Annotated in this window: 20 protein-coding genes, 1 tRNA gene and 1 riboswitch; of the genes, 10 read left to right on the plus strand and 11 right to left on the minus strand. The window is 50.2% G+C overall.

What is annotated here, in order from left to right; genetic code table 11:
- Positions 1 to 12: 12 nt before the first annotated feature.
- On the plus strand, positions 13 to 1,941 hold the full coding sequence (gene dxs, locus EDD53_RS12310; RefSeq protein WP_123793687.1) for a 1-deoxy-D-xylulose-5-phosphate synthase: 1,929 nt from the start codon (positions 13 to 15) through the stop codon (positions 1,939 to 1,941).
- 1 nt (position 1,942) lies between these two features.
- Here dxs and EDD53_RS12315 read toward each other — a convergent pair whose 3' ends face one another.
- Positions 1,943 to 2,629: an SDR family oxidoreductase gene (locus tag EDD53_RS12315; protein WP_342772328.1), complete on the minus strand. Its 687-nt coding sequence runs from the start codon at positions 2,627 to 2,629 to the stop codon at positions 1,943 to 1,945.
- 331 nt (positions 2,630 to 2,960) lie between these two features.
- Here EDD53_RS12315 and EDD53_RS12320 point away from each other — a divergent pair, with 331 nt between their 5' ends.
- From EDD53_RS12320 to EDD53_RS12330, 3 genes are all read left to right on the plus strand, one after another.
- Complete coding sequence (locus EDD53_RS12320; RefSeq protein WP_123793691.1) at positions 2,961 to 4,439, plus strand: AMP nucleosidase; 1,479 nt, start codon at positions 2,961 to 2,963, stop codon at positions 4,437 to 4,439.
- A 130-nt stretch (positions 4,440 to 4,569) separates the two neighbouring features.
- Positions 4,570 to 4,857 (plus strand): HU family DNA-binding protein, encoded by a 288-nt coding sequence (locus EDD53_RS12325; protein WP_123793693.1) that lies wholly within the window; start codon positions 4,570 to 4,572, stop codon positions 4,855 to 4,857.
- A 74-nt stretch (positions 4,858 to 4,931) separates the two neighbouring features.
- On the plus strand, positions 4,932 to 5,792 hold the full coding sequence (locus tag EDD53_RS12330; RefSeq protein WP_170162755.1) for a DMT family transporter: 861 nt from the start codon (positions 4,932 to 4,934) through the stop codon (positions 5,790 to 5,792).
- A 1-nt stretch (position 5,793) separates the two neighbouring features.
- Here the strand turns inward: EDD53_RS12330 and aroC are convergent, their stop codons facing one another.
- Entirely contained in the window at positions 5,794 to 6,897 is a 1,104-nt protein-coding gene (gene aroC / locus EDD53_RS12335; protein WP_123793695.1) for a chorismate synthase, read from the minus strand.
- Between the two features lie 100 nt (positions 6,898 to 6,997).
- Positions 6,998 to 7,100: riboswitch (TPP riboswitch) on the plus strand.
- Between the two features lie 42 nt (positions 7,101 to 7,142).
- Here aroC and EDD53_RS12340 point away from each other — a divergent pair.
- Genes EDD53_RS12340 through EDD53_RS12350 form a run of 3 tightly spaced genes read left to right on the plus strand, consistent with a single transcriptional unit; the run spans position 7,143 to position 10,322 of the window.
- On the plus strand, positions 7,143 to 8,117 hold the full coding sequence (locus EDD53_RS12340; protein ID WP_123793697.1) for a thiamine ABC transporter substrate-binding protein: 975 nt from the start codon (positions 7,143 to 7,145) through the stop codon (positions 8,115 to 8,117).
- On the plus strand, positions 8,093 to 9,637 hold the full coding sequence (locus EDD53_RS12345; protein WP_123793698.1) for a thiamine/thiamine pyrophosphate ABC transporter permease ThiP: 1,545 nt from the start codon (positions 8,093 to 8,095) through the stop codon (positions 9,635 to 9,637). The genes EDD53_RS12340 and EDD53_RS12345 overlap by 25 nt, the downstream gene beginning before the upstream one ends.
- Entirely contained in the window at positions 9,630 to 10,322 is a 693-nt protein-coding gene (locus EDD53_RS12350; protein WP_123793700.1) for a thiamine ABC transporter ATP-binding protein, read from the plus strand. The genes EDD53_RS12345 and EDD53_RS12350 overlap by 8 nt, the downstream gene beginning before the upstream one ends.
- Positions 10,323 to 10,380: 58 nt before the next feature.
- Here the strand turns inward: EDD53_RS12350 and EDD53_RS12355 are convergent, their stop codons facing one another.
- The 3 genes from EDD53_RS12355 to petA are packed head-to-tail and all read right to left on the minus strand — an operon-like array spanning position 10,381 to position 13,090.
- Positions 10,381 to 11,172: a cytochrome c1 gene (locus EDD53_RS12355; protein ID WP_123793702.1), complete on the minus strand. Its 792-nt coding sequence runs from the start codon at positions 11,170 to 11,172 to the stop codon at positions 10,381 to 10,383.
- Positions 11,173 to 11,189: 17 nt separating this feature from the next.
- Complete coding sequence (gene petB, locus EDD53_RS12360; RefSeq protein ID WP_123793704.1) at positions 11,190 to 12,515, minus strand: cytochrome b; 1,326 nt, start codon at positions 12,513 to 12,515, stop codon at positions 11,190 to 11,192.
- Between the two features lie 11 nt (positions 12,516 to 12,526).
- Entirely contained in the window at positions 12,527 to 13,090 is a 564-nt protein-coding gene (gene petA / locus EDD53_RS12365) for a ubiquinol-cytochrome c reductase iron-sulfur subunit (protein ID WP_123793706.1), read from the minus strand.
- Positions 13,091 to 13,401: 311 nt separating this feature from the next.
- Here petA and EDD53_RS12370 point away from each other — a divergent pair, with 311 nt between their 5' ends.
- Complete coding sequence (locus EDD53_RS12370; protein ID WP_123793937.1) at positions 13,402 to 14,040, plus strand: outer membrane protein; 639 nt, start codon at positions 13,402 to 13,404, stop codon at positions 14,038 to 14,040.
- A gap of 22 nt (positions 14,041 to 14,062) precedes the next feature.
- On the opposite strand, the gene EDD53_RS12375 is transcribed toward EDD53_RS12370, so the two are convergent.
- From EDD53_RS12375 to dapF, 3 genes are read right to left on the minus strand one after another with little or no spacing between them, the layout of a single operon-like run.
- Positions 14,063 to 14,704: a glutathione S-transferase gene (locus EDD53_RS12375; protein WP_123793708.1), complete on the minus strand. Its 642-nt coding sequence runs from the start codon at positions 14,702 to 14,704 to the stop codon at positions 14,063 to 14,065.
- Positions 14,701 to 15,963 carry a tRNA (N(6)-L-threonylcarbamoyladenosine(37)-C(2))-methylthiotransferase MtaB gene (gene mtaB / locus EDD53_RS12380; protein ID WP_123793710.1) on the minus strand — a complete coding sequence of 421 codons (1,263 nt, stop codon included), beginning with the start codon at positions 15,961 to 15,963 and terminating at the stop codon, positions 14,701 to 14,703. Before mtaB ends, EDD53_RS12375 begins: the two co-directional genes overlap by 4 nt.
- A complete protein-coding gene (gene dapF / locus EDD53_RS12385) occupies positions 15,960 to 16,814 on the minus strand; it encodes a diaminopimelate epimerase (protein WP_123793712.1) in 855 nt (284 codons plus the stop codon). The genes mtaB and dapF overlap by 4 nt, the downstream gene beginning before the upstream one ends.
- Positions 16,815 to 16,917: 103 nt before the next feature.
- Here dapF and EDD53_RS12390 point away from each other — a divergent pair.
- A tRNA-Lys gene (locus EDD53_RS12390) sits at positions 16,918 to 16,993 on the plus strand.
- Between the two features lie 102 nt (positions 16,994 to 17,095).
- Here the strand turns inward: EDD53_RS12390 and EDD53_RS12395 are convergent.
- Positions 17,096 to 18,169, minus strand: coding sequence for an FAD-binding oxidoreductase (locus EDD53_RS12395; RefSeq protein WP_123793714.1), 1,074 nt, complete (start codon positions 18,167 to 18,169; stop codon positions 17,096 to 17,098).
- Between the two features lie 4 nt (positions 18,170 to 18,173).
- On the minus strand, positions 18,174 to 19,412 hold the full coding sequence (locus tag EDD53_RS12400) for an aromatic ring-hydroxylating oxygenase subunit alpha (protein WP_123793716.1): 1,239 nt from the start codon (positions 19,410 to 19,412) through the stop codon (positions 18,174 to 18,176).
- A 139-nt stretch (positions 19,413 to 19,551) separates the two neighbouring features.
- Between EDD53_RS12400 and EDD53_RS12405 the strand changes: the two genes are divergently transcribed.
- Positions 19,552 to 20,442: a LysR family transcriptional regulator gene (locus EDD53_RS12405; protein ID WP_123793718.1), complete on the plus strand. Its 891-nt coding sequence runs from the start codon at positions 19,552 to 19,554 to the stop codon at positions 20,440 to 20,442.
- A 274-nt stretch (positions 20,443 to 20,716) separates the two neighbouring features.
- Here EDD53_RS12405 and EDD53_RS12410 read toward each other — a convergent pair whose 3' ends face one another.
- Positions 20,717 to 23,278 carry a GcvT family protein gene (locus EDD53_RS12410; RefSeq protein WP_123793720.1) on the minus strand — a complete coding sequence of 854 codons (2,562 nt, stop codon included), beginning with the start codon at positions 23,276 to 23,278 and terminating at the stop codon, positions 20,717 to 20,719.
- Between the last annotated feature and the right edge of the window lie 168 nt (positions 23,279 to 23,446).

A 23,446-nucleotide genomic window follows, 5' to 3' on the forward strand; every position in this document is an offset into this window, starting at 1 on the left:
AAGGCGACCTGAATGCCTGACCACCACAATACCCCCACCCTAGATCGGGTTCATACGCCATCTGACTTGAGATCTCTCAGTGATGCTGATCTTAAAAACGTGGCATCCGAACTGCGCGCAGAAACAATTGCAGCAGTATCCGAAACAGGCGGACACCTTGGTGCTGGGCTTGGTGTTGTCGAATTGACGGTGGCATTGCATTCTGTCTTTGATACACCGAAGGATCGTTTGATTTGGGATGTGTCTCACCAATGCTACCCTCACAAAATCCTAACTGGTCGCAGGGATCGAATTCGTACCTTGCGCACTAAAAACGGCCTCTCAGGGTTCACTAAGCGATCTGAGAGCCCCTATGACCCCTTTGGAGCGGCGCACAGTTCAACCTCGATTTCCGCGGCTTTGGGGTTTTCCGTTGCGCGTGATTTGGGTGGCGCACCCGACCCAGCCTTGGGAGACGCAATCGCTGTGATCGGTGATGGGTCTATGTCCGCAGGTATGGCGTTTGAAGCAATGAACAATGCGGGCCATCTGGGTAAACGTTTGTTTGTTATTCTCAACGACAATGAAATGTCGATTGCCGAACCGGTTGGCGCACTCTCAAGCTACCTTTCACGCCTTTATGCGGGGGAGCCCTTTCAAGAACTAAAAGCAGCTGCCAAAGGTGCAGTATCCCTTTTACCGCCACCGTTCCAAGAAGGGGCGCGCCGCGCAAAAGAGATGCTAAAAGGCATGACTGTCGGTGGAACAATGTTTGAAGAACTGGGGTTCTCATATGTTGGTCCGATCGATGGCCATGATATGGACCAGCTATTGTCTGTACTGCGCACTGTGAAAACCCGTGCGACAGGCCCAGTATTGATCCATGCGATTACCAAAAAGGGCAAAGGTTATGCGCCTGCCGAGAGCGCACAAGACAAAGGGCATGCGACCGGAAAATTTGATGTTTTGACTGGAAAGCAGCAAAAAGCGACGCCAAATGCGCCCAGCTATACATCCGTTTTTGCCAAATCTCTTGTGACTGAAGCGGAGCATGATGACAAAATTTGTGCCGTGACTGCCGCGATGCCCGATGGAACAGGCTTGAATTTATTTGCTGAACGTTATGGATCACGCTGCTTTGACGTTGGTATCGCTGAACAACATGGGGTGACCTTTGCCGCGGGGCTTGCTGCTGGGGGAATGAAGCCGTTTTGCGCAATGTATTCTACGTTTTTGCAACGCGGGTACGATCAAGTTGTGCACGATGTTGCTATTCAACGTTTGCCAGTCCGTTTTGCAATTGATCGCGCGGGATTAGTAGGCGCTGATGGGGCAACTCATGCAGGGTCGTTCGATGTGGCATTTTTGGCCAACCTTCCTGGATTCGTGGTTATGGCTGCCGCCGATGAAGCTGAGCTCGTACATATGGTCGCCACCGCTGCAGCGCATGATGATGGACCTATCGCATTTCGCTATCCTCGTGGGGAAGGGGTGGGCGTTGAATTGCCAGAACGCGGCACGCCTTTGGAAATTGGAAAAGGGCGTATCATTCAAAAAGGCGCACGCGTCGCGATTTTGTCCTTTGGCACGCGCCTAGATGAAGTGCGACGCGCTTGCGAAAGTTTGGCCGCGAAAGGCATCACGCCGACGATTGCAGATGCGCGCTTTGCAAAGCCTTTAGATCACACGCTTATTCGTGACCTTGCTGAAAATCACGATGCGCTCATCACAATTGAGGAGGGAGCAATCGGGGGGTTTGGCTCACATGTTGCTGATTTTTTAGCAAATGATGGTGTGTTCGATCGAGGGTTAAAATATCGTTCGATGGTTCTGCCTGACACCTTCATCGATCAGTCCAGCCCCGAAGATATGTATGCAATGGCAGGTCTCAATGCTTCCGATATTGAAGCCAAGGTTCTGTCTGTTCTTGGCCTCGCGGATCTCCAGTCCAAGCGCGCTTGACTCAATCTTCTAACGCAAGCATCGCTTTGAGGCCGACTTTATAGTCGGGATAACGAAGGGCTACGTCGAGTTCGCTTTTGATGCGGTCATTTTTGACCTTTTTACTCTCGGCATAAAAACTGCGTGCCATGGGTGTCATCTCTGCTGTTTCAAAAGGAACGGCAGGCGGAATGGGGGCGTTTAGCAACTCGGCTGCATAGCCTATCACATCCTCAGGCGGTGCTGCGAAATCATCACAAACATTAAATATTTGGCTGGATTGGGGTCTATTTATGGATGCAAGTAATACTTGAGCGATGTCTTCGACGTGAATACGAGAAAAGACCTGATTGTCTTTGATAATGCGCTTTGCGGTGCCTGCACGCACTTTAACAAACGGGCCTCGACCAGGCCCATAAATACCTGCAAGACGAAATATTTTAAGATTTAATCCGCAGTCTTGTGCAAAATCGCGCCACTGGGCTTCAGCTTCGACACGTGCTTGGCCTCGCTTGGTTGATGGCGCTAGTGAGGTTGTTTCATCAACCCATCCCCCTGCGTGATCACCGTACACACCAGTTGTTGAAAGATACCCGACCCACTCCAAATTTCCGGCAACTGCTTTTAGCTGATCTTTGTAGGTATTCAAAAATGGGTCGCCGTTTTCGGCTGGGCCCGCTGAAGTTAAAAAATGGGTCGCCGTTTCCAACGATCCTGTGATGTCTTGATTAGGAACAACAAGGCAGTCAATTCCCGAATTTCGCAACTTTAGAGCCTTATCTGAACTGCGCGTCGTGCCTGTGATCCGCCACCCTAGGGGCTGAATTATGTCGGTCAATGCCTGCGCAGAGTACCCGTGACCGAATGAAAAAAGGTGACGTGACATCAGTGTATTCTCCGATTTATAGAAATTGATGCGACTGGGCTTGCGTTGTTCATTGAGTTGATGACAATTGCCGACCATAGGTCGAAGTTCAAGGCTATTTAGAAAAACAACATGGCAGGAAAACCTGTTTCAATCTTATGGAGACAATGACGCGATGGCCGATCAAGGATTAGAAATCGAAACAGCCCCAGTGAGAGCGTCAGAAAAGTTTTCAGATGCAAAGGCTGCGGTCGTTCGATTGCAAGAACTGTACACCGAAGCGACAACTTTTTTGATTGACCGTTTTTCAGTGGCAGTAACCAGCAAAATGCCCACTGCGCGCTATCGTGCGTTTTACCCCGAAGTCCGCGTTACCGTGCGATCTCATGCGTTGACAGACAGCCGTCTGTCCTTTGGCCATGTCTCAAAGCCTGGAGTTTATTCGACAACTGTAACGCGCCCCGATTTGTTCGCAAATTACCTTGAAATGCAGTTCGAGTTAGTGATGCGCAATCATGGAATAGAAGTTGAGATAGGTCAGTCTAAAACGCCGCTGCCTGTGCATTTTGCCGTGGCGCATGACGATAATATTACTGTCCCACAAGAAGGCGTCATGGAATACCCTCTGCGGGATGTTTTCGACGTTCCTGACCTGCACTCGACCAACGATGATATTGTAAATGGATCTGGATTTCGCTTTGAAGATGGATCGGAACCGCTCGCACCATTTACGGCGCAGCGTATAGATTACTCCTTGGCTCGATTGGCACACTATACGGCGACCGATGCAGACCATTTTCAGAACCACATTTTGTTCACGAACTACCAATTTTATGTTTCTGAATTTGAAGCCTTTGCCCGCGAACAACTTGCCAATCCAGACAGCGGGTATTCCAGCTTTGTCAGCACGGGAAATGTAGAGATCACCGAAGCTGATACACCTATCGATCCAGTGCTAAAAATGCCTCAAATGCCGACCTATCACCTAAAGCGTCCCGACGGCTCTGGCGTCACTTTGGTCAATATCGGAGTGGGGCCATCAAATGCAAAAACGGCTACCGATCATATCGCAGTGCTGCGGCCCCATGCTTGGATCATGGTGGGTCATTGCGCTGGGCTGCGCAATTCGCAGCGACTTGGTGATTTTGTGTTGGCGCATGCATACCTGCGCGAAGATCATGTATTGGATGATGATCTTCCTGTCTGGGTGCCAATCCCCGCTTTGGCTGAAATCCAAACATCGCTTGAGACGGCAGTTGAGGACATCACTCAGTTAGATGGGTACGATCTAAAACGCATTATGCGGACAGGCACAGTTGCGACAATCGACAATAGAAATTGGGAATTGCGTGATCCATCGGGGCCAATTCAGCGGCTATCGCAGTCACGTGCTATTGGTTTGGATATGGAAAGTGCCACTATAGCTGCAAATGGTTTTAGATTTCGTGTTCCCTACGGAACACTGCTGTGTGTGTCCGATAAGCCTCTTCATGGGGAATTAAAGTTACCAGGCATGGCGTCCGACTTTTACAAAAACCAAGTTTCGCGCCACCTGCTGATCGGAATTCGTGCGATGGAAATTTTGCGCGATATGCCGATTGAACGCATTCACAGTCGGAAATTGCGGTCATTTGAGGAAACTGCCTTTCTTTAAAGCGGAAAATCGCCACTAAATCGTTCGAAATTCTATTATTTATGACACTAGGCGTTGTGTGGCCCCACTATATTCGCTTAGAAATACGCCATAACCCCCTAATCCATGGGGGATACGAGGAGATACAGACATGTCGAAACCAATGACAAAAACCCAACTTATCGCCGCTTTGGCGGAAGAATTGGGCGCAGACAAAAAAACAGCAGGCACAGCACTTGAAGCTGTTACTGCGATCATCACACGCGAAGTTTCTGCTGGCGGTGCTGTGACATTGCCTGGCGTTGGCAAAATCTACTGCCGTGAACGTCCAGAGCGCATGGTGCGTAACCCACAGACGGGTGAGCAAATGAAAAAAGACGCAGACAAAGTTGTTAAAATGACAATTGCTAAAGCGCTTAAAGACAGCGTAAACGGCTAATCGTTTCGAAAGTTTTGTTTAAAGGAGTCGTACCGTGGTGCGGCTCTTTTTCTTTGGAATAAGGTGTAAGCGCGATGGATCTAAAAGCGATCATAATGGGCGTGGCTTTCGTAGTAATGTGGTCATCAGCGTTTACATCTGCGCGGATTATCGTTGCCGATGCGCCTGCTTTGGCATCATTGTCGGTTCGGTTTTTGATGTCAGGTATTGCAGGTGTGCTTCTGGCGCGCTTGCTTGGCCAGTCTTGGCAATTCAATCGCAATCAGTGGCGCGCGATCATTGTCTTTGGCGTTTGCCAGAATGCGGCTTACTTAGGCTTATACTTTTTGGCGATGCGCACAGTTGAAGCCTCGCTTGCTTCTGTGCTGGCCTCGTCGATGCCATTGGTGGTTGCTTTGTTCTCTACATTCTTTCTGAAAGATATTCCCAAACCTATGGCAATCTTAGGCCTGCTTATTGGCTTCATAGGTGTGTTGGTGATCATGGGTACTCGGTTGTCAGCAGGAAATGACCTGATTGGTATTTTAATGTGTGTCGCCGGAACCATCGCTTTGGCTATCGCTACTATCACTGTGCGCTCTGTAGGTGCGGGGGCAAACGTGCTGATGGTGGTCGGGTTGCAAAGTTTGATTGGTAGCGTGATTTTGGCCATCTTATCGCCGATGGTCGATGTTTATCGGGTTCAAATGTCGGCAAGTCTCGTCATCGCGATGATCTACACAACCTTTATACCCGGCCTGTTTGCGACATGGCTATGGTTTAAGTTGGTCGAACGGATCGGCACAGTGAAGGGTGCTGCATTTCACTTTATGAACCCGTTCTTCGGTGTCGCTATTGCGGCTGTTTTTCTTGGCGAAAGCGTAGGCACATGGGATATCATCGGTGTAGTAACGATTATGATTGGTATCTTGGCCGTTCAGTTGTCCAAAGATTGATCTATCCGCCGAACGTGCCTCGCGGCTTTTCACCGTTTTGACCGCGGTGCAACAGTAGGTGGTCCAAAATGACGCAAGCCATCATGGCTTCGCCTACGGGGACAGCGCGGATACCCACACATGGGTCATGGCGACCTTTCGTGATCAAGTTAGTGTCTTCACCTTCTTTGGTCACGGTTTTACGAGATGTCAGAATTGAACTGGTGGGTTTGACCGCAAAACGCACCACCAAATCTTGACCGGTAGAAATGCCGCCTAGAATGCCGCCCGCGTGGTTAGACATGTATTCAGGCCCATCTGGCCCCATTCGAATTTCATCGGCATTTTCTTCGCCTGTGAGCATAGCCGCATTCATGCCCTCGCCAATTTCGACACCTTTCACAGCATTGATAGACATCATGGCAGAGGCTAAATCAGTGTCGATCTTGGCATAAATCGGTGCTCCTAGTCCAGCAGGAGCCCCCTTTGCGACAACCTCCACAACTGCCCCTACAGAGGAACCCGACTTACGGATGTCGTCTAGGTAGGCAGCCCAATTGCTGGCTGTAACCGCGCTGGGCACCCAAAATGGGTTGTTGTCGATCTCCGACATATCGCGCTCGCCGATAATACGGTTCGGCCCGATTTGGGTCATGTAGCCTTTGATTTCCAAGCTTGGAATGAGCTCTGCCAACACGGCACGTGCAACTCCGCCAGCGGCAACTCGAGCGGCAGTTTCGCGTGCAGAGGAGCGTCCACCGCCACGGTAATCCCGCAGGCCATATTTTTGGAAATATGTAATGTCAGCATGACCGGGGCGGAATTTTTCTGCAATATCGCCGTAGTCTTTGGACCGTTGGTCAGTGTTTCGTATCAACAGTTGGATGGGCGTCCCTGTGGTTTTACCTTCGAACACGCCAGATAATATTTCAACCTGATCTGGCTCACGTCGCTGGGTTGTGTACTTGGACGTACCTGGTTTGCGCTTATCAAGCCACACTTGGATCATTTCCTCAGTCAACGAAATGCCCGGAGGACACCCGTCTACTGTTGCGCCCAAGGCGGGCCCGTGGCTTTCCCCCCAAGTGGTGAAACGAAATAGGTGACCGAATGTGTTCATGCTCATGGTGTGCTCCTTGATCTCTCACCGTTTAACCTGTGTTGGTCGAATGGAAAAGGGGGCACTGCGCCTAGGGCTTGCACTTGGTAATATTAACGCTAAGTTGCGACTTACCTCGGGGTGCCACCAGATGTGGCTGAGATGCGCGATGCGGACCCGTAGAACCTGAACCGGCTAAAACCGGCGGAGGGAAGGTATGAGACTCGCATGAGCCCACCTTTTTCTTCGCCCATTTTTTAATGGAGCGAGCTATGAAATATAGCCTATCACTTGCGGCATGCCTGACGGCCTCGTCAGTTTTTGCTGATCCTCTAACTGTTTATGCGCCAGACTACTTTGGATCAGAATGGGGCCCAGGTCCCGCAATCGAAGCGGCTTTCGAAGAGACTTGCGGCTGTGATATCGAATATGTCACGGGCGACCTGTTGCCGCGATTGTTGCTTGAAGGGGAGCGTACAAATGCGGATGTGGCCATCGGATTTAACTCGGATGTAACCAAGAAGGCGCGTGAATCGGGTCTGTTTGTTCCACATGGTGTGGATACCTCTGCACTCACTCTGCCGCTCGATTGGTCCGATGATACCTTTTTACCGTTCAACTGGAGTTATACGGCATTTGTGTATGACAATACCAAAATCGATACGCCACCAACCAGCTTTTCTGAACTTGTGAACAGTGATCAAGATTGGAAAATCGCAATACAAGATCCGCGTACATCTATTTCTGGCCTTGCGTTGATCCTATGGGGCAAACAAGTATTTGGTGACAATGCTGAAACTGAATGGGCAAAACTTGCCCCCAAGGTCACAACTGTCACAAAAGGGTGGTCTGAAGCCTACGGCTTGTTCACGGATGGGGAAGTCGACATGGTTTTATCTTATACGACATCCCCAGCCTACCATATCATCGCGGAAGAAGATGAAACAAAGTCAGCAGCCCTTTTCGATGAAGGACACTACTTTATGGTCGAACTGGCAGCTAAACTGAAGACAACCGACCAACCAGAACTGGCCGATCAATTCATGGCCTTTATCATGGATGAAAAATTCCAAAGCCTGATTGCCACATCGAACTGGTCTTATCCTGCTGCTTTGCCCAAGGATCAGTGGCCGACTGAATTCTCTGACTTGAACTATCCAGATAAGGCCATCTTTTTGAATGAAGATGAAGCGGCCGAACTTCGGGATGAGGCGATCGCTGAATGGCGCACCGCATTCTCGCAATAACGACTTGGCCAGGACTGATTGTCGCTGGATTAGTGACTTTCTTTAGCCTTGGAACCTTGCTTTCTGTCGGCCTTCGGGCTGACGGTTTTAGCGCACTTGATCCTTTTGATTGGGCCGCCGTGCGTTTCACAGTTGTTCAGGCTTTTTGGTCTGCCGCATTGTCTATCGCTTTCGCTATCCCCGTTGCACGTGCGCTGGCGCGACGCAAGTTTTGGGGACGCAAAGCGTTAATCACTCTCCTCGGTGCGCCGTTTATTTTACCTGTTATTGTCGCAATTCTAGGGCTTACAGCCGTTTTTGGTCGTGGAGGTATCTTTTCGCAAGTGTTGATCTGGGCTGGATTAGAGCCTATTTCAATCTATGGTTTCCATGGTGTTTTACTGGCGCATGTGTTTTTCAATTTACCTCTTGCAACGCGCCTTTTGTTGCAAGGTTGGGCTGCAATACCCGCAGAGCAATTTCGCTTAGGAGAAACGCTGAATTTCTCATCGCATGATAGTTTTTACCACATCGAATGGCCGATGCTGCGGGGGCTGATTTCAGGAATTTTTGCGATCATATTTTTGATTTGCACCACAAGTTTTGCTGTGGCTTTGACATTTGGCGGAGGGCCGAAAGCAACCACGGTAGAATTGGCAATCTACCAAGCGTTCAAGTTCGATTTTGACATCGGAAAAGCTGCCTTACTGGCGAGTATACAGTTTGTAATTTGTGGCGTCGCCGCCGTATTGTCGCTGTGGCTGCATCTACCGCAGGCAATCATGGCTGGGCATGATAGGGTTGTGCAACGGTTTAATATCAGTCGCGTCGATATTAGAATGCTCGATTTTTTATGGATAACTCTTGCAACTCTATTTTTACTTTTGCCGTTAAGTGCGATTGTTATTCAAGGAAGCCAGAGCTTTTTCTTGCTGCCTGAAACCGTGTGGTTGGCGGCTGGGCGCTCGCTTGTCACGGCGCTTGGATCCGCTGTGCTCGCGATCGTGTTTTCGCTGGCTTTGGCGCTTGCAGCGTTAAAATTTCGATGGCTGGAAGGGGTTGGTATGCTAAGCGTTGCTGCGTCGCCTTTGGTGATGGGTACAGGGCTGTTTATCTGCGTCTTTCCGTTTATCGATCCCGCGAATGTAGCGTTGCTCATCACCGCGCTGGTGAATGCGGTGATGTCTTTGCCCTTTGTTCTAAGAGCAATCGGGCCAGCAGTTCGAGCAACTGAGGCGCGTTTTGGGCCTTTATCGGATAGTCTTGGTCTTGTGGGGTGGGCGAGGTTACGGTTAGTTGTTTTGCCGCGCATTAGAGCCCCGTTGGGGTTTTCTGCAGGCTTGGCAGCTGCTTTATCTATGGGTGATTTGGGAGTTGTGACGCTGTTTGCCCGGCCTGACGGCGCAACACTGCCCTTGCAAATTTATCGCTTGATGGGCGCTTACCGCATGGATCAAGCTGCGGCGGCAGCTTTGTTGCTGCTGTTGCTTAGCCTTGGATTATTTTATATTTTTGACCGAGGCGGGCGTGCCAATGCTTAACCTAACCGATGTATACTTACGTCAAGACGACTTTGAGTTGCGTGCAAATCTTACGATTGGGGATGGGCGCTGCGTTGCCGTTATGGGGCCTTCAGGAGCCGGAAAAAGTACCCTTCTATCTATATTGGGTGGTTTTCAAACCCTCACAAGTGGTCGCCTTACTTGGCATGACGCCGACATTAGCGATGTCCCGCCCAGTCAGCGCAATGTCGCTATGGTTTTTCAAGACAACAATCTATTTCCACATATGACGGCCTTTCAGAATGTCGGGCTGGGTATTGCGGCGCGTTTGAAGCTACGAAAGGCAGAGGTCGATCGTGTAAATACTGCGCTGGATGCTGTCGGTTTGGCAGGGCTTGGTGCGCGCCGCCCCTCTGAATTGTCTGGTGGTCAGCAAAGTCGTGTGGCTTTGGCGCGCTTATTGGTTCAAAGGAAGCCTCTGATATTGATGGATGAACCCTTTTCTGCACTTGGCCCAGCTATGCGTTTGGAGATGGCTGACTTGGCGCGTGATATCGCTGAGCGTACGTCAGCGACGCTTTTGATGGTGAGTCACGACTTTAAAGATGTTGAACGTATCGCTGACGATGTGATCTGGGTAGAGGCTGGTGTTTGTTTGCCGCCGCAGCCGTTGTCAGAATTTTTAGCATCTCCACCTAGTGGTTTTACCGATTACCTTGGATAATAAGTACAAAAAAGGCGCCCCTAAAGAGCGCCTTTTTCAATGGGTTAAATTCTGACGCTTATAGGTCGAATTTTTTACCTTTGTGTGGTGCCCACAATTTCTTGTTTGTGAGGTACAATAGAACAGTCAGCAGGATCAGCATCGTGACAGCAACAAATCCAGCTTGCTTGCGTGCCATCATTTTTGGCTCTGCTGTCCACATCAAGAATGCAGTCACGTCTTCTGCTTCATGGTGCAACTCGTTTGAATGACCATCTGCGAATTCAACATCTTCACCGTACAGCGGGGGCGCCATAGCGATCCAGCCGCCTGGGAAAGCGGTGTTTTCGTAGAATGTTGTGCCAGCTTGAACTTTTTCTTCACCAGTGTAGCCAGTGAGCAAAGAGACGATATATTCGGGTCCACCGATGCCATTAACGAACTGGCTGATCCCTGTACCCATCGGGCCATGGAAACCAGCACGCGCTTTTGCCATCAAAGACAGATCTGGCGCGTTTGACAAAGATGAGCTTGGAAAGAAATCCGACGATTTGCGTGGGCGATCATCTTCTAGCTCTTCATCATAGATGTCGAATTGTGCCGCATAAGCACGCACCTGATCTTCTGGCATGTGTGGTCCGCCCTCGTCTGCGAGGGTGCGGATCGGCACATGCTGAAGGCCGTGACAGGCTGAACACACTTCAGTGTAGATCTGAAGGCCGCGCTGAAGTTGATTTTCGTCGAATTTACCGAATGGGCCTTCGAATACAAAATCAACGTCATGAACGTGACCATCGCTGCCTGCCGCCATTGCTCCACCAGCGCTAAGCGCCAGTGCAGCAAGTGCTGAGAGAGTAAGTTTCTTAAACATAATTCCTAAGTCCTTTCTCACTCTGCCGAGTCTTTGGCAGCGCCAGGATAGTGAGCCACGAAGTCATCTTCGATGGTTGCTGGAGTTGGCAGTGGTTTTTCGAATACGCCGAGCAGTGGCAAGATCACTAAGAAGTAAACGAACCAATATGTCGCGCCGATCAATGAAATCCAATCATGTGGGAATTCTGTATCGCGTGCACCAACCCACATCAAAACCATGAAGTCGATTGCAAGCAATGCAAACCACCATTTGAACATCGGGCGGTATTTACCTGAACGAACAGATGATGTGTCTAGCCAAGGCGCAAGTGCCATAACAAAGATTGCACCAAACATCGCTAGAACACCAAAGAACTTCGCGTCAACAATGCCGCCTGTGATGAAGGAAACGAATTGAACCGCCCAAACGTCAGCAGTGAAGGCACGCAAGATCGCGTAGAATGGCAAGTAGTACCATTCAGGCACAATGTGTGCAGGTGTCGCCAAGGGATTGGCTGGGATGTAGTTGTCTGGGTGACCCAAGTAGTTTGGCATGAAGCCAACTACGGCAAAGAAAACCACCAAAACAACGCCTAGCGCGAAGAGATCTTTGATCACAAAGTATGGCCAGAATGGCAGCGTATCTTTTTTCGCTTCTTTGACAGATCCGCGACGTACTTCAACACCTGTAGGGTTGTTGTTGCCTGTGTGGTGGAAAGCCCAAATGTGAAGAATTACAAGGCCAGCGATCACGAAAGGCAGCAAGTAGTGCAGCGAGAAGAAGCGGTTCAAAGTTGCGTTATCAACGGCAGGCCCGCCCAAAAGGAATGTTTGCAAGGCTTCGCCCACAAATGGGATCGCACCAAACAGACCTGTAATCACAGTGGCGCCCCAGAATGACATTTGACCCCAAGGCAAAACGTAGCCCAAGAAACCCGTTGCCATCATCAAGAGGTAGATGAGCATGCCGATGATCCATGTCACTTCGCGAGGCGCTTTGTATGAGCCGTAGTAAAGGCCACGGAAAATGTGCAGATACACAGCAATAAAGAACAAAGACGCGCCGTTTGCGTGCAAGTAGCGGATCATGTGACCGCCATTTACGTCACGCATGATGTGTTCAACTGAAGCAAATGCTAAGTCGACGTGTGGCGTGTAATGCATCACCAGAACAATGCCAGTGACAATTTGCAGAGCCAGACAGAATGCAAGCACAATGCCCCAAATCCACATCCAGTTCAGGTTTTTAGGCGTCGGCGCTGTGAGCGTTGTGTGAACAAGGCCCAAAATAGGAAGACGGCCATTGATCCATTTTTCGATACCAGTTTTTGGTTCGTAATGGTCGTGCGGAATACCAGACATCAGTTCCTCCCTCAGCCCAAAACGATTTCAGTGGCGCCATCAAAGGCGGCGACTGGAACAGGCAAGTTGCGTGGTGCTGGACCCTTACGGATGCGGCCAGCTGTATCGTAGTGAGAGCCATGACAAGGGCAGAACCAACCACCAAAGTCGCCAGCGCCATCACCGAGAGGCACACAACCAAGGTGAGTGCAAACACCCATCATAACCAACCATTCGCCGTTTTCGTCGAGCGTACGGTTTTCGTCAGAGGCATCTGAGCCAGCTGCGACGTTATCGTTTTCCGCGTTTCCGTCGATCAAAGTAGACAAATCAACAGCGCGCGCTTCGTCGATCTCTTCTTGGGTGCGGCGACGAATGAACACGGGTTTACCGCGCCATTTAACTGTTAGCTGTGTGCCAACTTCAACATCGCTCACATCAACGCGAATAGAGGCCAAAGCCTTCACGTCAGCGGAGGGGTTCATTTGATTGACCAGTGGCCATACTGCGGCACCTGTCGCGACTGCACCTGCGCCTGCTGTGGCGTAGTACAGAAAATCGCGGCGGTTGCCTTCGTGTTCGTCTGCGTGGGACACGAGCAATTCTCCATTGTCTCAAAGCCGGTCATCCGGCCAATGCATAAGAAGGCGACGGTTTCCCGCAGCCTTGCTGAGGCGCTTTTAGCGTTGGACGGCCCCCACGTCCAGCGTGCATTACGTCGCAAGTGGGGCGCGTTGTCGCGGGGGCACAGTTTCGAGTGCGTAAAAACACATATCCTTATGCATAGGGGAACTAAAACACCCCTAAAAAACGAAGGTCCGCACCCTAACTAAAGTGTTGAAGTATTAATCTGATCACTCAAAATGTTTGGACCGCCCCCATGCTAAAGCCCTTTTATCTCGCCCTAATGACGCCAATCGTGCTGTCTCAGCCAAGTTTTGCTAATCCCGAAACACAAATTTCTGTCTACGGAGGATATCAAACAGCGCCGCATTCAGGTGTGTCTGGCGATGACCCAGAGGCAAATTGGTCAGATGAATTCACGGCTGGCTGGGACGGAAAAAGCTTCGATGCCCCTGCATATTACGGGGCGCGTGCTATTCGCTGGCGGTCCGACAACTGGGGTTGGGGCGGTGAATTCACCCATGCAAAAGTGCTAGCGGATGATTCGACGCGTGCGGAGAACGGATATGAAAAATTTGAATTTACCGATGGCTTGAACATCATCACTATTAATGCAATGCGCCGCTGGCCAAGCGCTTGGGGCGAAAAAATCACACCCTATGTTGGGGCAGGTCTCGGTTTTGCGATGCCACATGTGGATATCAAGACCACAGGCGGAACGCACACATTCGGATATCAAGTGACTGGCCCAGCGGTACGCGCGATTGCAGGTGCCAGCTACGGCATCAATGACACCTGGGCCATGTTTGCCGAATACCAAGGTACCTATTCTATGAATAAGGTTGATCTTGATAATGGTGGTACGATCGAAACGAATGTCATTACGAATGCCGTGAATGTCGGCTTTAGTTATTCTTTCTAGAGCATCCCAATCCCTATGCTTTTTAAGGAAAGTGGAGAATTGGATTGCTTGGTTGCCAAAGTGGGTATTTCAACATGATTGCGGCAAAGCGATCTGAGGCTAAAAACTGATCCAGCCAAGCTCGGAGGTTCGCCCATGGTTGCGCGTCAAACCAATCGCGGTCGACATTTGCATACTGGCGAACGAATGTGATGGTCGCCATATCAGCCAAGCAAGGGAGGTCGCCAAATAGCCATTTGGAGTGGCACAATAGAGTTTCAGCGTGCATCAAGATGTCTCGGGCGCGATCTCGTTCTTTGGTCGCGTCAACATTTTCATACCGCGTTGCATACTTATATTTATCCAGAGCCGACTTGAATGGACCTTCAATCTGCTTGATCCAATCTTCGCCTTGATGTGGCATGTTACACCAGTCGTCTGGATCATTTTGCGCCAGCGCCCACTCCATTATATCACGGCTTTCGTCGATCACCCGATCTCCAAGCCATAAAACTGGCACGGTACCTTTGGGAGAAATCTCAAGCATGTGGTCGGGCTTTGAGCGCAGCATAATCTCACGGACTTCGACCTTGATGCCAGCAACATGCAGTGCCAAGCGCGCACGCATCGCGTAGGGGCAGCGCCGAAAGTTATAAAGAATTGGCGTCTCTAAAGGTTGGTTCATGCGATTAATCGGCCATCTTCGTGCCCCAGAATGCTGGCCGTTACCAATGTGCCTTCTGTTTGCGCGGAAGCAAAAGAGACTTCAGTGAATTGCTCTGTGCGGCCCATGTTAGGATTTTCCATCAAGATGGCGTGGGTGCGGCCAACTTGAGATTGTAAATGCTTTTGAACCTGAGCGTTGCCGGCCGCCCGCAGTCTTGCCGCCCGCGCTTTGATCACGGTTCCGTTCACCTGCGTTGGAATTTTTGCAGCTGGCGTTCCTTCGCGTTTGGAGTAGGGAAAGACATGCAACCAAGTCAGATCGCAGTCTTTGACCAACTTCAACGAATTCTCGAAATGGGCGTCTGTTTCTGTTGGAAAGCCGGCAATGATATCGGCGCCGAAGGTCATCTCGGGGCGTAGTTTTTTAGCCTCTTCACAAAACCTGATCGCGTCATCACGCAGGTGACGCCGTGCCATACGTTTAAGAATCAGATCGTCACCATGCTGCAAAGATAAATGCAGATGCGGCATCAGGCGTTTTTCCGTCGCAATTGCCTGCATCAACGCGTCATCAGCCTCAATCGAATCGATACTTGATATGCGTAAACGCGGCAAATCAGGCACCAATTTCAATATGCGCATCACCAAATCACCCAAGTGCGGCGTGGCAGGTAAATCAGCGCCCCATGAGGTAAGATCGACTCCCGTGAGAACGACTTCGTTGTATCCCTGATCCACGAGCCGCTTAATCTGATCGACCACAACACCTGCGGGAACAGAGCGCGAATTGCCGCGACCATAAGGAATAATGCAAAACGTGCAGCGGTGATCACAGCCGTTTTGCACCTGAACATAGGCGCGGCTGCGTGTGCCGAAGCCGTCGATCAGATGGCCCGCTGTTTCAGTCACTGACATAATGTCATCAACCTGAACGCGCTCGGTATCTCCGATGAAATTTGGCCCCATGGCATTCCATGTATCGGCCTGCATTTTTTCTGTGTTGCCAATGACCACATCGACTTCGTCCATCTTGGAAAAGGTCGCAGGTTCCGTTTGAGCCGCACAGCCTGTCACAATAACTTTTGCCTGTGGGTTTTCGCGCTTCAGTTTTCTGATCTCTTGACGGGCTTTGCGCACAGCCTCAGCCGTGACTGCGCATGTGTTGATCACCACGGCGTCTTGCACGCCAGCCGAGGCCGCCAATTCTTTCATGGCTTCCGTTTCATATGCGTTTAGCCGGCAGCCCAAGGTGGCAAAGATAGGTGCTTTGGTGCTCATGATATTGGCTCCAAAAAGGATGTATCAAAACTTGCGGTAAAGACCCGTTGCGTCGGACCTGTCATCCACACGCCGTCGTTTCGCCAATCAAGCGTTAGCGTGCCACCATCGACTTCCATTTTGACTTTCTTATCCGTCAGTCCACGTAAAGATGCTGCCACGAGTGTGGCGCAGGCGCCAGAGCCGCAGGCTAGAGTAATGCCTGACCCTCGCTCCCAAACGCGCATTCGAATATCGCTACGGCTGCGGATCTCAGCAAATTCAACATTTGTGCGCTCAGGGAATATTGGATCGTGTTCAACCGCGCTGCCCTGTACGGCCAAATCGATGGCGGTGATGTCGTCAACAAAGAACACGGCATGAGGGTTTCCCATTCCGACAGCAACGGGGTCGCCTGTGAGCGGTAAGTGTTCGACATCGACTTCATGGGACAAAGGAATCTGTGCCCAGTCTAAAATGGGATGTCCCATATTGACCGAAACTTCATTGTTCTCAGTGCGCTTGGCCAGCAAAAGGCCGCGTTCTGTGCGAATGGTGATGCTGTCTGCTAAGGTCTCGTCCATAAGTAGGCGGGCGACGCAGCGCGTTGCATTGCCACAAGCGCCAGCACGAGAGCCGTCATTGTTCCAAAAATCTAGATCTACATCAGCCGAATCTGAAGAACGAATCTCTGCCAGTTGATCAAAGCCAACCCCGCGATTGCGATCTCCAATAGATTTCGCCAGCGCAGGCGTGATTTGCGCATCGCGCCCACGCGAGTCGATAATTACGAAATCATTGCCCAAACCGTGCATTTTAACGAAAGAAAGCGGTGAACATGGGGGGCGGGGGGTGTTTTGATTGGTGCTCATAGGTTGGCATATAGACCTTTGTGACATCTTTTAAAAGATTATCTAAGTTTTCTGCTTGACGCTACCAGTGTGCGACTGTAAATCCGCCCCACCACCAAGAAGTGGGCCGTTAGCTCAGCCGGTAGAGCAACTGACTTTTAATCAGTAGGTCGATGGTTCGAACCCATCACGGCTCACCACTTCTTCTCTTGTGTGTGGCAAAAAAGAGCGCCCATTGGGCGCTCTTTTCAATTTCAGCAGTATAAAATATGAGGCGGCGCAACGTCACGTGGATGAAGTTGCTAAACGTCTAGAGAAATTTCGCCTTTCGGGTATGAGCAACACGCCAAGATATAGCCTTCTTCAATCTCATCATCAGTGATTCCGCCGTTGTGGACCATCTGTACGTCACCGCTTGTTTTGCGAATCTTACAAGTGCCGCATACGCCAAATGTGCACCCTGAGGGAATCGCCACACCAGCTCCACGCGCCACACTTAATATTGTTTCTGTCTCCGCGCAGTCTTGGGCAACCTCTGAGATATCGAAAAGGATGCGTGCTTTGACGTCATCTTGCGGAAGGCTCTCCAGCATTTCTGTCGCACCATCTTCTTTGGGTTCAGGCGATCCAAAGCTTTCTTGGTGATAGTGGTCCATGTCATAGCCAAGACCTGCGAGTGCTTCCCCAACAGCCTGCATAAAGGGTTCTGGGCCGCAGCAAAACACTTCGCGCTCCAAGTAATCAGGCGCTACCAGTCCGAGAATAAGTTGATTGAAGCGCCCTTTGTAGCCTGTCCAAGGGACAAAACGGTCACTTTCTTCCACAACCCATTTCAGATCGATGCCTTCCACACGTGATGCCATGTGTTCCAGCCGTTCACGAAAAATGATGTCCGATGGGCGCTGGGCACAGTTCACAAAGACAATGTCGAGTGATCTTCCAATATCATACATTTCTGTGGTCATCGACATCATGGGGGTAATCCCAGATCCAGCAGAAATGAAAAGGTGTTTCTTAGCGGGGTGGTTGGCGGATGTGAAAATTCCAGCAGGTCCGATGGCTTTTATCGTCATGCCGGGCTTCAAGGTATCTATAAGCCAGCGCGTACCTATCGAATCGGACTGTGCTTTAATTGTAATCGTAATGGAGAGAGGGCGCGATGGTGATGAGGAAATCGTGTAAGTGCGGTGGAGCGGGCCGCCAGGCACAGGGACTTCCAGTGTGATGAATTGTCCCGCCTTGTAGTTAAAGGGGCGGCCTGACAGGGCTTGAAAACAGATGGTAGCCACATTCTCAGTTTCAGGCAGAATAGATACACATTCTAGCAGCTCGTCGTCTGTCCATGGTGCTAGGGATGTTTGCGCTGTGTTTGTCATTTACTTACTCCGCCGCCACCGAGTTGTCAGATGTCGCCGCGCGCACTTTGGTGAGGTACCAGTCAACAAACTGAAGCACGCCATCTTCATGAAGTGGCGAATATGGGCCAGGCGCGTATGCAGGTGAATTGATGCCACTTTGGTTGTTTTCGACCACGCGTTTGTCTTCTGCGTTTGTGTTCGTCCAGACGCGGGATAAGTTTTCCAATGTGTAATCTTGCCCTTCGACTGCGTCTTTGTGAACCAGCCATGATGTCGTCACTGCTGACTGAGTGGGGCTTATTGGTGTCACGCGGAATGTGATGGAGTGGTCCGACAAAAAGTGGTTCCACGTTGACGGGTAGTTAAATAACAAAAGAGTCCCCGCATCTAAATAAGGGATGCGGCCCAATCTTTTGCGCACAGCGATTTTGCCGTCGACGGTGTAGCTTTGCGCCCCATCCAACAAAGGCATGCGCGCGATGCGAAATTGACCGCAATCAGACATATGAAAGCGCGAGGGAATCTGCGCATCTTCCATGCGGTTAAAATGCGTCTCCACCATCGCGGGAAACACGCCGTCCGCGCTAACGCCCGTGATGGAAGGGTCTTCAGGATAGGTGCGGCAGAGGTCAGGGTGATTGCCCGCACAATGGTAGCATTCTCTGTTGTTTTCCCAGACAAGCTTCCAGTTACCCTCTTCAATAATCGTGGTTTGGTGCGCAACCTTCGCGTTTGAGAGGTCATGAACCTCAAGATAGGGGCTTACACTGCGCGAGAATTCATCGAAATCGGGCGGGGTATCTGCTAAGCAAATATAGACCAACCCAGCGGCTTCGCGGCAATGCACTGTTTTCAACGCATGTTGTTCGGGATCGAAATCGTCTCCCATGTCGCGCGCCCACAATAAAGCCCCATCAAGCCCATAGGTCCATTGATGATAAGGACAGGTTAAATTGGCAACGCGACCTTTTTCAGCCGAACATAACGTCGACCCGCGGTGGCGGCAGGTGTTGTGAAATGCTTTGATTCCGCCATCGGTTCCGCGGATCACGATGACATCATAAGCGCCTATTTTGATCCGCTCATAAGCACCTGCTTTGTTCAGTTGGCATGCAGGTAAGGCAAAGAGCCAGTCTTGATAAAATATAGCGTCAAGGTCGGCCGTAAAAATTTCAGGGCATGTGTAAAAAGGCTGTGCCAATGAGTAGCCAGATTTATGCTCGGATAAAAGCACTTCAAGCTTTTGTGACTGTCCATTCATTCGTTGGGCCCTGTGAACAAAGTAATGAGAATAATTAGGCTACAGTTCATGTTAAGTGGCAATGTCAAAAAAACTCAACTAAGATTATTATAACTAATGTATAAATGCCCAAATTCGCTGCAAATGAACGTGGGTACTTATGAAACGATCTTATGATTTGCCGTCACTGGGTGACCTTGCTTGCTTCGAGGCGACAGCGCGACACATGAGTTTCAAACGGGCGTCTTCCGAATTGAACGTTACGCCTGCAGCTGTCAGCCATCGCATCAAAGCTCTCGAGCTAGATCTCGGGCAGTTGCTTTTTGAACGCAAGTATCGTGGCGTTGAACTGACAGAAGCAGGTGCGTTATTGTTCGTCGCAACGCAACGCGGATTTAGTACCATCTCTGACTGTGTTTCTCGCTTGCGCCACAGACAAGACCGCACTGGTGTTTCCATTGCGGCAAGCACAGCTGTCAATGGGTTGTGGCTGACCCCAAGGTTGGCTGCTTTTTGGGGGGAACATCCAGACATTTCTATTTCCCAAGTCGTGCAAGAAACAGGCGGGTCAATGGGAACCGACCTTAGCATATGTTATGGTGACCCCGGCCTTGAAGATGACGAGACGCGGGTCCTATTTAAAGGAAAAATACTTGCTTTGGGTACAGAAAAATTCTCAGAAAAGCATGATATTACAGATATTTCCGACCTTAGAAATGCGCCCTTGATACATGCGCAAGCGGGTGATCAAAGGTGGATTGGCTGGACAGAATGGTTTGATCAACTGGGCAGTGGCCCACCTATTGGCCCTGAGTACTGGCTGAACAATTATATGATTTCTGTACGTGCCGCCGAAGACCATATCGGCGCGGTTTTAGGATGGCAAAATCTGCTGGAAGGCTATCTTGAAACGGGGCGGCTTATGCGTCTCGTACCCGACGAAATCGACGACCTTTGGCCATTTTACTTACGCATTCATTCTGGTGCTTCTGCCAATGCGCTTCTCTTTGCGGATTGGTTGGTGGATGAGTGCGCATTACGCGCCCCCTAAGCGGCGATCAGATTGTTGGTTATCCGTTCAAATTGCGCCTGACTTTTCAGCAAGTGTTGCGATAGAGGGTGTAAAAATAATCACTTTGTTTTCCATGTTGTGGGCAAGAGCGGTGGGGCCAGAGCCGCAAGCGCCATACGTCTAGGCGATGCAGAATTTCAAGCATGTTACATGAGTTCAATTCATGCCAATTGGCATAGCTTTAAGGATAAGGACTTGAGTTGCGAAAAGCAAAACGCGTCTCTTGCTTGCTGCCTGCTAAAGGCCTCGCAAGTTAACTGCGGGGCTTTGTATTTTCTGGATCATACAGCGGCGCATAGCCTATTCCTGCGACTTCGACTGGGTAGGTTTCGTTAAAATATAATACATTAAGCCTTCGTCCGACTTGGCAATACTCCCAAGGCAGGTAGGCAAGTGCAATATTTTTACCAACGGTCGGTCCATAGGCGACAGACGTCGTGTAGGAGTTGCGCCCAAGCGAATCTACCAGCGTTTTTCCCGTCTCGGGATTAAGCACGGGCATTGTGCCCACAGGGAAACGCTCGACGCCAGAACTGTCCGTTGAATCCGTCATGACCAAGGTGCACAGCATCGCCGGTTGATGTTCGCGTGCCCTGTATTCGAGGTGTTTCTCTTTTCCGCGAAAATCAATGTCTTTAACCTTAGGTCGGGCTAAATCTGCTTCGAATAGATTATATTGGGTTAAAAGATCTGCGTTTTGCAAACGTAACGATTTTTCCAATCGCCGTGTGTTGGCATAGGTTTCAACGCCGACTGCAATCACTCCAGTTGACCTAAGCGCATCCCACACAGCCAGCCCATCTTCGTAAGGCATATGTAATTCCCAGCCCTGTTCGCCGACGTAGGAAATTCGCAAAGCATCAACGAGTATTCCACTGACTTTTAGCGGTTTGAAAGATCCAAATGGAAAGTTATCCGACAATAGTTCATCTGGCGTTTCAACCAATTTGGACAGATTAAAACGCGCGTTCGGCCCCCATATTCCAATTGTGACATATTGGGTTGTGACGTCTGTGATTGTGACATCAAGCCCACGATCCTGTGCTGCACGCTTCATATATTGCAAGTCGCGCGGTCCTGCATCGGCACCATTTATTAAGCGGCAATGGTCTTCATAGCGCAAGACAGTAAAGTCTGCGCGTACATTACCTTCATCATCCAAAAAATGCGTATAGACGGCGCGACCAATGTTGCGATCTCCACCGATTTTTGCAGCCGACAGCCATTCAAGCAAAGCGACATGATCGGGCCCCGAGAGTTCGGTTAGATGAAAATGCGATAGGTTGATGATGCCGCAATCGGCAGTCATTTCGAGGTGCTCGGCATTGGAGACAGGCCAAAAGTGGCGGCTATCCCATTCATTTTTACGTTTAGGTACTTGGTCCGCGTATTTTTCTAATAAATGGTTGTTGGCCGCATAGCCGTGCGCGCGCTCCCAGCCGCCTAGTTCCATGAAGTGCCCGCCCAGCTCAACTTCGCGGTCATAAAACGGCGAACGACGTAGGCCGCGTTTGCTTGCAAAGGGTTCACGTGAGTGAATTGGTGGGTTGTAGATCTTCTTCGCGGTTTCTTCACATCGGCTGTATATGAAATCTTCGTCGAGTTGAAAGTCAGCAAAACGCGCAAAATCCACACTGTTGTGGTCGATTTCTGTGCGTCCATCGGTCATCCAATCAGCGATCAGTTTGCCCATGCCGGGACCGTCTTTGACCCAAATACCAACAGCATACCAAAGCCCGCGTAGCTTTTGACTTTCTCCCATGGCTGGACCGCCATCGATAGAAGTTTGTAACAACCCATTGAACGAGTGGCTTTCGTTATAGCCAAGCTCTGCCAAAATCGGAGTCAATTCCATGGCGCGTTCAAGCGGTTCGATCACATCTTCAAGTTCAAGATCTCGTTGCGAGGGGGAGAGGCGGGCTTCTTCTTTTTCTAAAATATCACGGGGATGACAGAGGCGTGGATTGTCTTCGTAATAATAGCCCCACTCGATTTGGCCACCTTCGGTACTTTTGGGATCACCAGTGTCGCGCATGTAGGCTGAGTTGCCTTGGTCGCGCAAAAGAGGTCGGCCAATTTCGACGCCAGTTCCTTCGTATTCATTGTATGGGCCAAAGAATGTTAGTGGGTGATCTACGGGCATTACGGGTAAATCTTCGCCCGCCATTTCGGCAATTAAACGACCCCAAAGGCCTGCACAAACCACAACATGATCCGCATAGATTGTGCCGCGCGTGGTAACAACGCCGATAATTCGGTTGCCTTCGGTGACAAGTTCTAACGCGGATGTATTCGCAAAGGCTTTTAATTTGCCTGCTTGCTCACCTTGATCGACCAGTTTCCCCGCGACAGTCTGTGAACGCGGCACAACAAGACCCGCATCTGGATCCCATAAAGCGCCTTGGATGAGATCTTCTTCCAGCAAGGGAAATTTTTCTTTGGCTTCAGCGGCAGTAATGATTGAAGCATTGGTGCCAAAAGATTTGGAGGAATCGATGCGACGCTTGAGTTCTTGCATGCGCTCGTCATCGCCTACACGGGCAACTTCTAATCCACCGATCCGTTGGTAGTGTCCCAGTTTTTCGTAGAAATCCATGGAATACATAGTCGTCCAGCAGCTCAAAAAATCATGGCTGGTCGCATAACAAAAATCAGAGGCATGGGCTGTCGATCCGATATCGGTGGGAATACCTGATTTGTCGATACCCACAATGTCGTCCCATCCGCGTTCGATCAAATGGTGCGCAACTGATGCGCCCACGATGCCACCAAGGCCCACAATCACAACTTTTGCTTTTTCGGGGAACTTTGACATTCGCGGCAATCCTTTGGGATTCAACTGTTCTACTGAGGCTGTATAAGCGCGTCGCATACTTGCGCGCACTCCTAAGTATTGCTGCGGGTTTTTAGCGCTGTATAGTATATTTGCGTCAAACTAAGGCTATCAGTACGACAGCCTACAATTCGCAAAGGCATTGAATTT

It is taken from the genome of Pacificibacter maritimus, from assembly GCF_003814915.1.
Taxonomy (GTDB): domain Bacteria; phylum Pseudomonadota; class Alphaproteobacteria; order Rhodobacterales; family Rhodobacteraceae; genus Celeribacter; species Celeribacter maritimus.